Genomic DNA, 15007 nt, shown 5'->3' on the forward strand with positions numbered 1-15007 from the left:
ATGAATCAGGCATTTATCTGCGATGCAGTGCGGACCCCTTTTGGTCGCTTCGGCGGAACGCTGGCGAGCGTCAGGGCTGACGATTTGGCCGCCATTGTGCTGAAAGCCTTGCTTGAACGTAATCCTGGCCTCGATCCGGCGCTGATTGATGATGTGATTTACGGCTGTGCAAATCAGGCGGGGGAAGATAACCGCAACGTGGCGCGGATGGCGCTGCTGCTGGCCGGGCTACCGGAAAGCGTTCCGGGCAGCACGGTAAACCGTCTGTGCGGATCCAGCCTTGATGCCATCGGCATCGCCGCGCGAGCGATTAAAAGTGGTGAAACGCAGCTGATGATCGCGGGGGGCGTGGAGAGCATGTCGCGTGCGCCATTTGTGATGGGTAAAGCAGAAAACGCCTTCAGCCGGAATATGAAAATCGAAGACACCACGATTGGCTGGCGTTTTATCAACGCGCAAATGAAAGCACGCTATGGTGTAGATTCTATGCCGGAAACGGCGGAAAACGTGGCGCAGGAGTTTGGCATATCGCGCACCGATCAGGATGCGTTTGCCCTGCGCAGCCAGTTACGCACCGCTGCCGCTCAGGAGCAGGGACTGTTCGCGCAAGAATTGATTCCTGTGACAGTGTCACAGAAAAGGGGCGATCCGCTGATCTTTCGCGAGGATGAGCATCCGCGCGCAACGTCGCTGGAGGCGCTCGCCAGGCTGAAAGGCGTGGTTCGCGCCGACGGTACGGTATCGGCGGGCAATGCGTCTGGCGTCAACGACGGTGCCTGTGCGCTGCTCATCGCCAGTGAACAGGCGATGGTACAGCAGGGGTTGCAACCGCTGGCGCGTATTGTCGGCGTGGCAACCGCTGGGGTCGCCCCGCGAATTATGGGCTTCGGTCCGGCACCGGCGGTCCGTAAAGTGCTGGCACAAACAGGATTAACGCTCAGTCAGATGGATGTCATCGAACTTAACGAAGCGTTTGCCGCGCAGGCGCTGGCGGTGATGCGCGATTTGGGGCTACCCGATGATGCCGCCCAGGTGAATCCCAACGGCGGTGCGATTGCCCTCGGCCACCCTCTGGGGGCATCGGGCGGTCGTCTGGCGATGACCGCCGCTTACCAGTTACAGCGTACCGGCGGCCGCTATGCGCTTTGTACGATGTGCATTGGCGTGGGTCAGGGGATCGCATTGATTATTGAACGTGTGTAAGGAGCAGGAATGACCTTGCTAACCCCGTTGATGCGCGGAACGGCGCTCACGACAGAATTTTCAGATTTACAGCTTCTCCAGGGAATGCTCGATTTTGAAGCCGCGCTTGCCCGCGCGCAGGCCGCCTGCGGAGTGATCCCGGCAACGGCCGCCGGGCCTATCGCCCAGGCCTGTCGCGCGGAGTTGTTTGATCTGCCCGCGCTGGCGGAATCGGCGCGGGCGGCAGGCAATCTGGCGATTCCGCTGGTAAAACACTTAACCGAACGGGTGAAGAGCGCAGATCCTGACGCGGCGCGCTACGTCCACTGGGGGGCAACCAGTCAGGATGCGATCGATACCGGTCTGGTGCTGCAACTGCGTGCCGCGCTGAATCACACGCAACGCGCGCTGGGTCAGTTGACAGAAACCTTTGCCCGTCAGGCATTGCACTACCAGCACACCGTCATGCCTGGGCGTACCTGGATGCAGCAGGCGCTGCCGGTGACCTGGGGCTTAAAACTGGCGAGCACGCTTGATGCGCTGCTGCGCTGGCAGGAACGTCTGCAACAGTTGCTGCCTCGCGTCCAGGTGCTGCAGTTTGGCGGCGCGGCGGGAACGCTGGCATCACTCGGACAGGACGCTCTACCGGTGGCAGAGCGGCTTGCGCAGGAACTGGCGCTGACGCTGCCGGATACGCCCTGGCATACCCAGCGCGACAGGCTGTTAGAAGTCGGGGCATGGTATGCCGGTATTGGCGGTACCCTCGGCAAGTTTGCTCAGGACTTTGCGCTGCTGATGCAGACTGAAGTGGCAGAAGTCAGCGAACCTGCCGCCGCAGGTCGGGGCGGATCGTCGGCGATGCCGCATAAACGAAATCCGGTAAGCTGTGCGGCGATCCTGACCGCCACGCAGCGTACGCCAGGGCTGATGGCCACACTCTTTGGTTGTCAGCTACAGCAGCATGAACGCGCGCTCGGCGGCTGGCAGGCTGAATGGGAAGTCCTGCCGGAGGTCGTCATGCTGGTCGGGCACGCGCTGGAGGAAACCCAGCTGCTCGCCCTGCATATGCAGGTTTTTCCGCAAAAGATGCGTGACAACCTGGACATCACCCACGGTCTGATGATGGCGGAAGCGGTCACTCTGGCGCTGGCGGCATTTATCGGCAAACAGGACGCGCACCATCTGATTGAAGGGCTGTGCCATCGCGCAATAGAAAACGATCGATCCCTGCATTCGGTGCTTGTCGATGACCCGCAGGTGATGGCCCATCTTAATGAATCTCAGCTGGCGGCGTTACTGGATCCCGGCACGGCGACCGGCAGCGCGGCACAATTTGTTCAACGTGTGCTTGCACGTTACGAGGAACGACAGCATGGAACTGAATTACCAGATTGATGGCCCGGACGATGCGCCAGTGGTGGTGTTATCCAATTCCCTGGGCACCACGCTTACGATGTGGGCGCCGCAACTTGCCGCGTTGAGCGCACAGTATCGGGTGTTACGCTATGACACTCACGGGCATGGTGCTACGGGTAAAACGGGGCCAACCGATCTCGCCCGGTTAGGGCAGGATGTGATTGCGTTGCTTGACCACCTGGATATTCCGGCAGCGCATTTTTGCGGGATCTCGATGGGAGGGCTCACCGGGCTCTGGCTTGCCTGTCATCATCCTCAGAGGATGCTGAGCGTGACGGTGATAAACAGCGCCGCACGCATCGGTGATGAGGCGGGCTGGCACGCTCGCGCACAACATGTTCGTCAGAACGGACTGCGCGACATTGCCGTCAGCGCACCTGAACGCTGGTTCAGCCCATCCTTTTGTCGGTCCGCACCGCAAACGGTCTCAGCCCTGTGTCAGCAACTCGCGGACTCGTCAGCAGAAGGATACGCCGCCTGCTGTGATGCGCTGGCTACGGCTGATTTACGTGAACAGATTAGCCGTATTACGCGGCCGGTGCTGCTGATCGCCGGAGAATATGACCCGGTCACCACCGTGGACGACGCCCGGTTTATGCATCAGCGTATTGCAGGTTCCGTGCTGGCCGTGGTGAAGGCGTCCCACTTATCCACTATTGAAGCGCCGGCCACGGTGAACGCGGCGTTATTATCGTTTCTGGGAGGACAACATGCAGGATGAAGAACGTTATCAGCAGGGAATGGCCATACGCCGGGGTGTCCTGGGCGATGCGCATGTTGACCGCACCGTGCAAAATCTGACGCCGCTGAATGAAGAATTTCAGAACTTCATTACCCGTTATGCATGGGGTGATATCTGGAGCCGTCCCGGACTGGATCGGCATACGCGCAGTATGATAACCATTGCGATGCTGATTGCGCTCAATCGCGAGGCGGAGCTGAAAATGCATCTCAATGCCGCGTTCAACAACGGTGTAACGCGTGAGGAACTGAAAGAGCTGATCATGCATTCGGCGCTTTACTGCGGATTGCCTGCCGCCAATGCGACGCTGCATCTGGCGCAGCAGGTTTTTGATCAGCGCGACGCCGCGGGGAAATAAATCCGGACACCCCGGCGACGGTGCGCGTCGTCGGGGGACACCGTTTTCAGGCTGCGAGCACCCGGTTTCGCCCATCGTTTTTGGCCCGGTAGAGTGCAGCATCCACCCGCTTAAACAGTTCATCGATACTTTCGTTAGGTTCGTGGTGGGCCACACCAATGCTCACGGTAAAGCGCGGCAGGCCGGGGAGGCCAATTTTCGCCACCGAGGCGCGAATGGATTCGGCTAGCTGCAGCGCGGTCTCCAGCGGGGTGCGCGGTAACAGCAGAATAAACTCTTCGCCGCCCCAGCGGAACACTAAATCACCGTTGCGCGCGCAGGATTCCAGGTTTCGCGCCAGCTCGCAGAGCACCTCATCCCCTTTCAGGTGACCATACAGGTCGTTAATGCTTTTAAACCGGTCGGTATCAATGAGCAGCAGGCTGTAATCCTGGGGCAGGGACAGATGCTGCATCTGTCCCTGTTCAGTCAGTTGATAGAACTGACGACGGTTGAGCAATCCGGTCAGCGCATCATGCAGGGCGGCGCGCTCCAGTTCTTGTTCGAGGCGTTTCTGCTCGGTGATGTCGTGAATGATGCACAGCATCAGTCTGTCGCCGTAGATTTCAATCGGCCCGGCATAGGTTTGCACATGGCGGGTTGTGCCATCGGCAATTTTATGGACAAAATTTAACGGTTTATGCCCGCCCGGAAGTCGCGCAATTTCATGCATAATCGGCAGAATCTGCCGACCCAACATATTGATTTCCCAAGTATGTTTCTGGCACATTGCCTCCAGGCTGTAGCCGTAGAAATTGAGCGCCGCCAGGTTGGCATCGACAATAAGTCCCTCTCTTGAGGGGTCAATCAACAGCATGGGGGCGGAGTTAGTGAGAAAAAATCGGGCGTAAAATCCCTGCTTTTTACGCTGATAGGTTGCAGACCGGCTGGCCTTCAACCCCTGCGCCGCCGGGGTATCAATGCCTTCGAAGAGAATCACTTCACCGGATCCCGGCAGGTCTTTTACCGACAACCGGCAGGTGAGCGCAGCCGGATTATTTTCACGCGGCACCGTCAGAATTTCGACAATATCCTGCTGGTTGCGAAGATCCGTAATATAGTTCGGTAAGATAGTCTGCGCGTGGGTGGAATACACCCCTTTGCGCAGTTGGCTGAAGGTGTATCCTTGCATCATCTCTCTGGCGATACGATTGGCAAAGAGTAATTCTTCGGTGCCTGGAGAGACGATCCAGACCGGAAGCGTTAATAAATCCAGTGCATTCAGGTTGTGTGCAATCATCAGTAATCCCGTTATTTTTTATTCATTATTTTGCGAACATGCGAGAATAGTTTTTTATAATGTAATAGAACGTTGTGGTGATAAACAGGAAACAACGTTTAGTTGTTCAATGAGATTATCCTTTTGTAATAGTGACGGTATTTGCTGTGCCGGTAAGGGATGGGCATATAAAAAGCCTTGCAGTACGCCACACCCCATCTGCGTCAGGAGTCGCTCTTGCTCAGGCGTTTCGATCCCTTCCGCGACGACGCGTAAATTCATAGAGTGGGCGATATCAATAATCGTCGAGACAATTTTGCTGTTCTTGTTGTTCTCATTGATATCTTTAATAAAGATACGATCGATCTTCAATTCCCGCGCCGGAAGTGATTTCAACATTAGCATATTTGAATATCCGCTTCCGAAATCATCAATTGAAACCGTGATCCCGGCAGTCGAAAAGCTATTCAGGATCTGCGTGCTGCGCTCAAGATTTTTTAGCACGGCACTTTCCGTTATTTCCAGCGTTAACCGGGACGGCAGGATCTGGTAACGGGCAAGCGCGCTACAGACGATATCGACGATATCATGCTGTTCAAACTGCGTCGCAGAGAGGTTAATCGCAAGCGACCAGTCGGTATGTCCTTGCTGGGTCCATTGACAGAGCTGCGAACAGGCCTGCTGAATCACCCATTTCCCGACCGAAAGCATGAGACCCGTATCTTCAAGCGTGGGGAGAAACGCGCCAGGCATCAGTAGCCCTTGTTCAGGATGCCGCCAGCGCAACAGCGCCTCAAACCCGGCCAGAGTGCGGTCACTGGCAGTATATTTTGGCTGATACCATAGCTCAAATTCATGACGCGCCAGCGCCTGTGACAGGTCCTGTAAAAAGGCTGGCGCGGTGGTAACAAGGGCTTCCATTTCCGGTTGGTAGATGGCCCAGCCGTCGCGACCCTGCTGCTTCACATGATACATGGCGACATCCGACTTCACGCGTAGCTCATGCGGGGTGGTACCGTGTTCGGGATAGAAGCTGAGCCCGGCGCTGAGTGAAACACGAATGACATGGCCTGAGAGAGAGAAAGGCATTCGCAGAGCGTTGGCAATACGGTCCATCCGAGTGGAGATAGCTTCGGTATTGTTCTCCGGCATCAATAAAATAAATTCGTCTCCCCCTAAGCGGGCAAGCGTCATGGTGTCATCAAGACAGGCGAGGATGCGCTGGCTACTGGCTACCAGTAATTGGTCGCCAATATGATGACCCCAGGTGTCATTGACGACTTTAAAACGGTCAAGATCGATAAAAGCAAGGGCAAACCGCCGCTGGTTGAGCGCCGAGTCTTCCATACAGGCCAGTAAACAGGTGTCGATTTGTGCGCGGTTGGGCAGCCCTGTCAAGGCATCGAAATGACTTTGCTGGGTCAGTTTCTCGCTGAGATGGGAGAGGTTTTCTGCCAGTTGCGACGCCCGCACCTGCGAGTCAAGCATGGAGATCACCAGCATCACGCCTAGCGTGACCAGCGTGATACCCGCGACGCAGATGGCGAGTTCAACCTGACTGAGTCCCGCGTGGAGTGTGTGGCTATGATGACTGAACGTGGCCGCGCTCATACCGGTGTAGTGCATGGCGGAGATCGCCAGCGCGAAAATTAGTGACGCCGCCAACCGGTTAAGCAACGTCTGGCGCGTATCCTGCTGCTGTGAAAAAGCCAGTCGCAGGCCGAGACCGGAAGCCATGACGGCGATGATAACGGACAGGGCTACCAGCCCCCGATTCCAGATGATGGCACCTTGTCCGACGACTGCGGCCATCCCAACATAATGCATGGCGACCATTCCCATGCTCAGAACCACGGTTGCGACCAGCAGTCTGATGCGTGAGAGCGGTGTGCCGGGAATCACAATGTGAATTGCAAACGACGCCGCGAGCAGGGCAATAGCAAAGGAGAGAAGGGTCAACGGCAGATGATAGTTAAGGGGCATGCTCATTTTCATCGCCAGCATTGCGATGAAATGCATAGACCAGATCCCCATACCGAGCGTAATACCCCCCGATAAGCGCCAGAATATCGATTCTCGCCGCGCAGAAATAGCCACTTTACCCGCGCTATCGAGGGAGACAAATGCAGCAATGAAGGCAACAAGAAACGAGATGCCGATTAATACCGGATCCCATGATACGTGCAACATCTTGCTTTCCATCGAGAGTCTGTCGTGCAGTTAAATTTAGCAGGGATTCATCCTTTCGCATGAGAAAAAAATGACAAATCCCGAAATTTTCGCCTTCTTCATTAGCGTTCTGCGGTGAAAAGCGGCAAAAGCGCGAAGGTGCTTATTTAAACGTTATGAAATCTAATCAGTTAAGCTGTGGTTAATGCGCGTTACATAGAGTGTCGTGCCACTTAACTGTTCAGGAGTAGAATCTCATGAGCCTGGAGGGGAAAGTCGTCGTTTCCATGATTAACATGAAGCATAAGGTAAATTTATCTTCCATTATCCCGCTTTAAGGTAAATTTAATTAATCTCAACGTGAAGATGAGATACAGAGCTAAACGAGAAGAATATATGCTTTTCTGATGCTATATAAATATGACCTGCCATATTAACCTCTAACAGGTTTAAAATGTTAAAACACATTAGCGTCAGAACATTTATTCTCGTATTTCTGCTATTTGTTTTTTTCATGATTAATGTTGTGCAAATAATGTACTCGGTGAGATTTCCGGTATTCATTGCAATGAACGTCATTTTTCTGCTGGCGTTACTGTCATTATGGTGCTACATGACAATATATCTTGTCACCCCCATCAATACGGTGAAAAGAAGTATTGAGGCGGTGACCGCGGGAAATCTCGCCGTTCATATTCCTGAATTTGGTAATAACTGTGCCGGGAGACTCATTCCGGGCATCAACAGTTTATCCGGCAGCATCGCGACGCTGGTGCGGGAGATCCGACTTTCTTCGAAAACAGCGCTGTTGTTGTCAGAGCAGTTGGCTGCCCGCAGCGCTGAATTATCGGTAAAAACAGAACAGCAGTCCGCCTCATTAATCCAGACCGCCGCCAGTATGGAACAAATGGCAGCCAGTACCCGCAACAACGCTGACCACACGCGACTCGCCAACCAACAGGCCGACAGCGCGATGCAATGCGCGTACAAGGGCAGCGAATTAATGGTTCAGGTCGCCAGTAATATGCATTCGATTACGGCGTGTGCGCAGCAAATGACAGAAATAATCACCCTGATTGATGATATTGCGTTCCAGACCAATATTCTGGCGCTGAATGCCGCTGTAGAAGCCGCGCGTGCAGGAGAGCACGGAAAAGGATTTTCCGTCGTGGCGACGGAGGTTCGAAATCTGGCGCACAGAAGTGCAGAGGCCGCGAAAAATATTCGGGGGCTCATCGATGTGACTCATCAAAATGTGCAGCAAGGCGCAACGATTGTGGGCGAAACAGAAAAAAATATGCAGGAAATTGTTCAGGGTGCAGGGCAATTAAGCCAGTTGATGAGTGAAATATCGGCCACCACGACTGAACAGGAAAAAGGGATTAATCAGATAACCCTGGCGATGAACGAACTGGAAAAAGTGACGCAAAGTAACACCCTGATGGTGGACGAATTATCAGGATCGTCAGATGTTCTGAAATCTCAGGTTGTCGATCTCCAGTCAAAAACACATCAATTCCGTTTAAGTGATTCGGCAGAAGAGATATCCCCCCCGGTGCACAAGCGCTATGCTCGCGGGTTTTCATGAGCCATTTCAGCACAATGGGAGAATGAGTGGTTGCTTAACATACGTCGACGGCTAGACTAACCAGAAAAGCGCGAGGTATGGGAGGCGAAATGGAAGCCATCAAAGGGTCTGAAGTCAGTGTGCCGGATGCGGTGTTTGCCTGGTTGCTGGACGGCAAAGGCGGCGTAAAACCGCTGGAAGATGATGATGTGATCAGCAGCGAACATCCATGCTGGCTGCACCTGAACTACACGCATCCGGACAGCGCGCAATGGCTGGCAACGACGCCGTTATTGCCGAATAACGTCCGTGACGCGTTGGCCGGTGAAAGTCTTCGTCCGCGCGTTAGCCGCCTGGGGGAAGGGACGCTCATTACGCTGCGCTGTATTAATGGCAGCACCGATGAACGTCCCGACCAACTGGTCGCAATGCGTCTGTATATGGATGAACGGCTGATCGTCTCAACGCGACAGCGTAAAGTGCTGGCGCTTGACGATGTGGTCAGCGATCTCCAGGAAGGCACCGGGCCTGCCGACTGTGGCGGCTGGTTGGTTGACGTATGCGATGCGCTGACGGATCACGCCAGCGAATTTATCGAAGAGTTGCACGATAAAATCATCGATCTCGAAGACAATCTGCTCGATCAACAAATCCCGCCGCGCGGATTCCTCGCACTGTTGCGAAAACAGCTGATCGTCATGCGCCGCTATATGGCTCCACAGCGCGATGTGTACTCGCGCCTGGCCAGCGAGCGTCTGCCGTGGATGACGGACGATCAGCGACGCCGGATGCAGGACATTGCCGACCGACTGGGAAGAGGGCTGGATGAAATTGATGCCTGTATCGCCCGTACCGGCGTTATGGCGGATGAGATTGCTCAGGTGATGCAGGAGTCTCTGGCAAGACGCACGTATACCATGTCATTGATGGCGATGGTTTTCCTTCCCAGCACGTTTCTGACCGGACTGTTCGGCGTCAATCTCGGCGGCATACCTGGCGGAGGGTGGCAATTTGGTTTTTCACTCTTTTGCATTCTGTTAGTGGTTCTGATTGGTGGTGTTACTTTATGGTTGCATCGTAGTAAATGGTTGTAAAAACGGGTGTTTTAAGAGATTTCTACACCTAAAAACGGCTTTAAGATTGAGCGAAGTCAATAAATGCGACGCCTGTTAGGGGCAATATCACTCTTGCAGGTGAATGCAACGTCAAGCGATGGGCGTTGCGCTCCATATTGTCTTACTTCCTTTTTTGAATTACTGCATAGCACAATTGATTCGTACGACGCCGACTTAAATAAGTCGGCTTTTTTTTGTCTGCCTGTTTTCAGCTACTACCCTAAAAGGGAGTCAATGACAGACCGGAGGCAACGATGTTACCTGTGTTAACCCTGCACGATCGGGCGATTCATTTCTCTGATTCCGTGCCAACCGACCCCATACCCATCCCTGAGCCGATTCCTCGTCCGCAGCCGATGCCGGATCCGCCACCGGATGAAGAACCGATTAAAATGTCGCATCACAGGCGCAGATCTGCGAGGATACGCGCCTGCTGACTGTGAGTCGTTTACCGTGAGATTAAATTGTGACTGCTTTTGCTACCCTGAATGTGTTACCCGCCGCCCAGCTTGAGAATCTGAACGAGCTGGGGTATCTGTCCATGACACCCGTCCAGGCGGCGGCGTTGCCGGCGATCCTTGCCGGGCAGGATGTCCGGGTGCAGGCGAAAACCGGCAGCGGTAAGACGGCAGCATTTGGTCTCGGGCTGTTACAGCATATTGATGTCACCCTGTTTCAGACGCAGTCGCTGGTCCTGTGCCCGACGCGCGAACTGGCGGATCAGGTCGCGGGCGAACTGCGTCGTCTGGCGCGTTTCTTACCGAATACTAAAATCCTGACGCTTTGTGGTGGACAACCTTTCGGTGCACAGCGCGATTCTCTTCAACATGCGCCGCATATCATTGTCGCCACGCCCGGTCGCTTACTCGACCATCTGCAAAAGGGCACCGTTTCGCTGGACGCGCTGACCACTCTGGTGATGGACGAAGCTGACCGGATGCTGGATATGGGATTCAGTGAGGCGATAGACGAGGTGATCCGCTTCGCGCCCGCATCACGTCAGACGCTGCTGTTTTCGGCGACCTGGCCGGAAGCGATCGCGGCCATCAGCGGTCGCGTGCAGCGAAATCCGCTCTCTATCGAAATTGATTCGGTGGATGCGCTTCCCGCCATCGAACAGCAGTTCTTTGAAACGTCCACGCACGGTAAAATTCCGCTGCTGCAAACGTTGCTTAGCCAGCATCAGCCAGCTTCCTGCGTGGTGTTCTGTAATACCAAAAAAGATTGCCAGGCGGTGTGCGATGCGCTGAATGAGGCCGGACAAAGTGCGCTTGCACTGCACGGCGATCTGGAACAGCGCGACCGCGATCAGACGCTGGTGCGCTTTGCCAATGGCAGTGCGCGGGTGCTGGTGGCGACTGACGTTGCGGCGCGCGGACTCGATATCAAATCGCTGGAGTTGGTGGTGAATTTCGAACTGGCGTGGGATCCGGAAGTCCATGTTCACCGCATTGGACGTACCGCGCGCGCCGGGAACAGCGGTCTGGCTATCAGCTTTTGCGCACCGGAAGAGGCGCAGCGGGCGAATATTCTCTCTGAAATGCTACAGATAACCCTTAACTGGGTCTCCGCTACGGCTCAACGCACGGTAACGCCGCTGGTTGCTGAAATGGCGACGTTGTGTATCGACGGCGGTAAGAAGGCCAAAATGCGTCCGGGTGATGTGCTGGGCGCGTTAACCGGCGATATTGGTCTGGATGGCGCGGATATTGGCAAGATTACCGTTCATCCGGCGCATGTTTATGTGGCGGTCCGTCAGTCGGTGGCGCATAAGGCGTGGAAACAACTGCAGAATGGGAAGATCAAAGGCAAAACCTGTCGGGTTCGCCTGCTGAAATAAACGCTTGTTGGGCCGGAGACAAAACGTGTCCGGCCCGCTTCACATTACTTCACTTCAACAACGTTCAGACGCAGCTCGTCAAGCTGATTGTCGTCTTCTTCCGGTTGCCAGCCTGCGGGCTGAAGCGGGATCTCTTCACGATCAAACGCCAGATCGCCGCCATCGACAACATCAGAACCGTGCTTAATGCCTTTGAAATCGAACAGGTTAATGTCGCTCAGGTGTGAAGGAACCACGTTCTGCATGGCGCTGAACATGGTCTCAATACGGCCAGGATAGCGTTTATCCCAGTCGCGCAGCATATCGGCAATCACCTGACGTTGCAGGTTTGGCTGCGAACCGCACAGATTACAAGGGATGATCGGGAAGCCTTTGGCTTCGGCAAAGCGTTCAATATCCTTTTCACGGCAGTAGGCCAGCGGGCGGATCACGATATGTTTACCATCATCGCTCATCAGCTTCGGCGGCATGCCTTTCATTTTCCCGCCGTAGAACATATTCAGGAACAGGGTTTGCAGAATGTCGTCGCGATGGTGGCCCAGGGCGATTTTGGTGGCACCCAGTTCCGTCGCCGTGCGATAGAGAATGCCACGGCGCAGGCGTGAACAAAGAGAGCAGGTGGTTTTGCCTTCCGGGATCTTATCTTTCACGATCCCATACGTATTCTCTTCAACAATCTTGTACTCAACGCCAAGTTGTTCAAGATATTCAGGCAGAATGTGCTCGGGGAAACCGGGTTGTTTCTGGTCCAGGTTAACGGCGATCAGAGAAAAGCTAATAGGGGCGCTTTGCTGCAAATTGCGCAAAATTTCCAGCATGGTGTAGCTGTCTTTACCGCCGGACAGGCAGACCATGATGCGGTCGCCATCTTCAATCATATTGAAATCGGCAATCGCTTCGCCCACGTTACGACGCAGACGTTTTTGCAATTTATTCAGGTTGTACTGTTCTTTCTTAGTAATATCTTGATTTTGCGACATTTAATCTTTACTCAAATATCAAACGGGGCACCAGTGGGACAAAAGCGCTTTACATCGCCAGCGTCGAGTTTAGCATCGCTATCTGCTCACTCTTCATTTCTTCAATCCCGGTAGCATTGATTTCATACACCAGCTGCGCATTTTTGTGCCCCACCTGATGGCAACAAAAGACGGGTTTGCGCCTGCGGGCAATAATCCGCATGCGAAAGTGTGCCGTGTATGGTACGGATTGCGGCGACGAATGCCAGCACGTTTTACAGCTTAAACGTTCTGAAGGACGGGAACAAAAAGCCCGCAGCGATGTGCGGGCTGAAAATGTTAGCGTACGACCAGTACGGAACACTCTGCATGGCGTACCACAGCAGCGGCGTTCGACCCTAACAGATATGTTGTAATGTCCGGGCGGTGCGAAGCAATAATCACCATATCAACCGCCAGTTTTTTCGCCATTTCAAGAATCTTGTCTTTTGGCGAGCCTTCAGCGATATGGATCTGTACTCTGTCCGACGGGATAGTGAACTTCTTGATAATCTCTTCCAGTTGAGATTTCGCTTCGGCTTTCAGATCGTCCATGGCAGGCAACTCCGCAGAGTAGGCCAGGCCCAGTGCAGAATAGTAAGGCAGAGACGGGATGACGGTCAGGAAATGAACCTGTGCATCGTCAATTTTCGCCTCGGCTTCGACATGATTAATCACACGTTGAGTTAATTCTGAGTCTGAAATATCGATGGGTACAAGAATTGTTCTGTTCATTAAACCTCCTGTTTGAGTATCCATATAAAGTGTAACGTCTTATCGCAGATTCAGTACAATGATAATGATCACATTTCAGCATTATTTGTTTTTAGTTTCTGGATACTTACCCTTAATAACGCCGTCATAAAATCGGCCTTTTGAGACCACAGAAAGAAAATTTTGGTATATATGCGCAGGGACTCCGCGATATTGCAGAACACCAGACTGGTAGAAACGAATTTCCAGCGTAGACGATTTCTCGTCATAGCCGACGGATGCGATTCGTGATGATTTTACGGGTTGATGGTTCATGGCGGCATCCTCGACGGCAGGTCATACAATGAATATATCATCTAACTGAAGGGGATTTTAGTCTACAAGATATCGCGTTTTGTTATAGGTAAAGCGGATAGGTTCTAACCGGGTGAAAGTGATAACAGCCCGCCGTTACCCGCGGGCTGAGGGGCTTAGAACTGGTAGACCATACCGAGTGCGACGACATCATCGGTATTAATATTGTTACGAGAATAGAAGCTGTCGTCGTTATCCAGCAGGTTGATTTTATAATCAACGTAGGTGGACATGTTCTTGTTAAAGTAGTAAGTCGCGCCAATATCCGCGTATTTCACCAGATCTTTGCTGTTGTCATTGCCCTGACCGGTCAGATCTTTACCTTTTGACATCAGGAAGGAAACCGCTGGACGCAGCCCGAAGTCGAACTGGTATTGTGCCGTCACTTCTACGTTCTGGGTTTTGTTTGCTACGCCGTCATCACCATACGGGGTCATGTTACGGGTTTCAGAATACATAGTGGCCAGATAAATGTTGTTGGCGTCATATTTCAGACCCGCAGTCCAGGCATCCGCCTTATCGCCACCCGCGACGCGACCGCCGGTATTGACCTGCTCGTTGGTACGATCGGAAGTGGTGTAGGCTGCACCGAAGCTAACCCCCATCCCGACGTCATAGGTAGACGAGATACCGAAACCGTCGCCGTTAGCGTTCTGGACGGTGCGATCGCCACCATTACCGGTGCCTTCCTGTTCATTGGTTTTCTGATTTTCGTTGGCACCCTGATACTGCAGGGCGACGTTCAGGCCATTAACCAGACCGAAGAAATCAGTATTACGCCAGGTTGCAACACCGTTAGCACGACCCGTCATAAAGTTGTCAGACCGGGTATAGGAGTCGCCACCAAATTCAGGCAGCATATCGGTCCAGCCTTCCACGTCGTACATGACGCCGTAGTTACGACCGTAGTCAAATGAACCGTAATCGCCAAATTTCAGACCAGCAAAGCCAAGACGGGTAAAGCTGTTGCCGTGATCGCTTTCGGTGGTGTTAGCGTTAACCTGATATTCCCACTGGCCGTAACCGGTCAGTTGGTCGTTAATCTGCGTTTCACCTTTGAAACCCATACGGACATAAGTTTGATCGCCATCACTGTTGGCATCATCAGAGAAATAATGCAGGCCATCAACTTTGCCATACAGATCTAATTTGTTGCCGTCCTTATTATAAACTTCAGCGGCATGCGCGGCGCCTGCGGCTAACAGGGCAGGGATAACAAGGGCCAGTACTTTTCTTTTCATCGAAATTATCCTTTAGTTTTATTATTTACCTGTAACTCCCTCTGTTGGGGAGT

14 protein-coding genes and 1 pseudogene are annotated in these 15007 nt (G+C 53.5%); 8 read left to right on the forward strand and 7 right to left on the reverse strand.

The window, feature by feature from the left end; translation table 11 throughout:
• Genes pcaF through pcaC form a run of 4 tightly spaced genes read left to right on the forward strand, consistent with a single transcriptional unit; the run spans position 1 to position 3698 of the window.
• Positions 1–1203 carry a 3-oxoadipyl-CoA thiolase gene (gene pcaF, locus GBC03_16730; protein QFS74035.1) on the forward strand — a complete coding sequence of 401 codons (1203 nt, stop codon included), beginning with the start codon at positions 1–3 and terminating at the stop codon, positions 1201–1203.
• Between the two features lie 9 nt (positions 1204–1212).
• Positions 1213–2577: a 3-carboxy-cis,cis-muconate cycloisomerase gene (locus tag GBC03_16735; protein ID QFS71732.1), complete on the forward strand. Its 1365-nt coding sequence runs from the start codon at positions 1213–1215 to the stop codon at positions 2575–2577.
• On the forward strand, positions 2555–3319 hold the full coding sequence (gene pcaD, locus GBC03_16740; protein QFS71733.1) for a 3-oxoadipate enol-lactonase: 765 nt from the start codon (positions 2555–2557) through the stop codon (positions 3317–3319). The genes GBC03_16735 and pcaD overlap by 23 nt, the downstream gene beginning before the upstream one ends.
• Positions 3309–3698 (forward strand): 4-carboxymuconolactone decarboxylase, encoded by a 390-nt coding sequence (gene pcaC, locus GBC03_16745; GenBank protein ID QFS71734.1) that lies wholly within the window; start codon positions 3309–3311, stop codon positions 3696–3698. Before pcaD ends, pcaC begins: the two co-directional genes overlap by 11 nt.
• A 46-nt stretch (positions 3699–3744) precedes the next feature.
• On the opposite strand, the gene GBC03_16750 is transcribed toward pcaC, so the two are convergent.
• Both GBC03_16750 and GBC03_16755 read right to left on the reverse strand, forming a co-directional pair.
• Positions 3745–4977: a diguanylate cyclase gene (locus tag GBC03_16750; GenBank protein ID QFS71735.1), complete on the reverse strand. Its 1233-nt coding sequence runs from the start codon at positions 4975–4977 to the stop codon at positions 3745–3747.
• Between the two features lie 54 nt (positions 4978–5031).
• A complete protein-coding gene (locus tag GBC03_16755) occupies positions 5032–7146 on the reverse strand; it encodes an EAL domain-containing protein (protein QFS71736.1) in 2115 nt (704 codons plus the stop codon).
• A 433-nt stretch (positions 7147–7579) separates the two neighbouring features.
• Between GBC03_16755 and GBC03_16760 the strand changes: the two genes are divergently transcribed.
• The 4 genes from GBC03_16760 (at position 7580) to dbpA (ending at position 11647) form a co-directional block, all read left to right on the forward strand.
• A complete protein-coding gene (locus tag GBC03_16760) occupies positions 7580–8713 on the forward strand; it encodes a chemoreceptor protein (GenBank protein ID QFS71737.1) in 1134 nt (377 codons plus the stop codon).
• An 89-nt stretch (positions 8714–8802) separates the two neighbouring features.
• A complete protein-coding gene (gene zntB, locus GBC03_16765) occupies positions 8803–9786 on the forward strand; it encodes a zinc transporter ZntB (protein ID QFS71738.1) in 984 nt (327 codons plus the stop codon).
• Between the two features lie 275 nt (positions 9787–10061).
• Positions 10062–10244, forward strand: a complete 183-nt coding sequence (locus GBC03_16770; protein ID QFS71739.1) for a hypothetical protein — start codon at positions 10062–10064, stop codon at positions 10242–10244.
• 29 nt (positions 10245–10273) lie between these two features.
• Positions 10274–11647, forward strand: a complete 1374-nt coding sequence (gene dbpA, locus GBC03_16775) for an ATP-dependent RNA helicase DbpA (GenBank protein QFS71740.1) — start codon at positions 10274–10276, stop codon at positions 11645–11647.
• A gap of 44 nt (positions 11648–11691) precedes the next feature.
• On the opposite strand, the gene ttcA is transcribed toward dbpA, so the two are convergent.
• From ttcA to ompC, 5 genes and pseudogenes are all read right to left on the reverse strand, one after another.
• Complete coding sequence (gene ttcA, locus GBC03_16780) at positions 11692–12627, reverse strand: tRNA 2-thiocytidine(32) synthetase TtcA (GenBank protein QFS71741.1); 936 nt, start codon at positions 12625–12627, stop codon at positions 11692–11694.
• 49 nt (positions 12628–12676) lie between these two features.
• Positions 12677–12888 (reverse strand): annotated as a pseudogene (locus GBC03_16785) (tyrosine-type recombinase/integrase).
• A gap of 57 nt (positions 12889–12945) precedes the next feature.
• Complete coding sequence (gene uspF / locus GBC03_16790) at positions 12946–13380, reverse strand: universal stress protein UspF (GenBank protein ID QFS71742.1); 435 nt, start codon at positions 13378–13380, stop codon at positions 12946–12948.
• An 81-nt stretch (positions 13381–13461) separates the two neighbouring features.
• Positions 13462–13674: a KTSC domain-containing protein gene (locus tag GBC03_16795; protein QFS71743.1), complete on the reverse strand. Its 213-nt coding sequence runs from the start codon at positions 13672–13674 to the stop codon at positions 13462–13464.
• Between the two features lie 155 nt (positions 13675–13829).
• Positions 13830–14954 carry a porin OmpC gene (gene ompC / locus GBC03_16800; protein ID QFS71744.1) on the reverse strand — a complete coding sequence of 375 codons (1125 nt, stop codon included), beginning with the start codon at positions 14952–14954 and terminating at the stop codon, positions 13830–13832.
• Positions 14955–15007: the final 53 nt, after the last annotated feature.

This window comes from Citrobacter telavivensis, from assembly GCA_009363175.1.
Classification (GTDB): Bacteria; Pseudomonadota; Gammaproteobacteria; order Enterobacterales; family Enterobacteriaceae; genus Citrobacter_A; species Citrobacter_A telavivensis.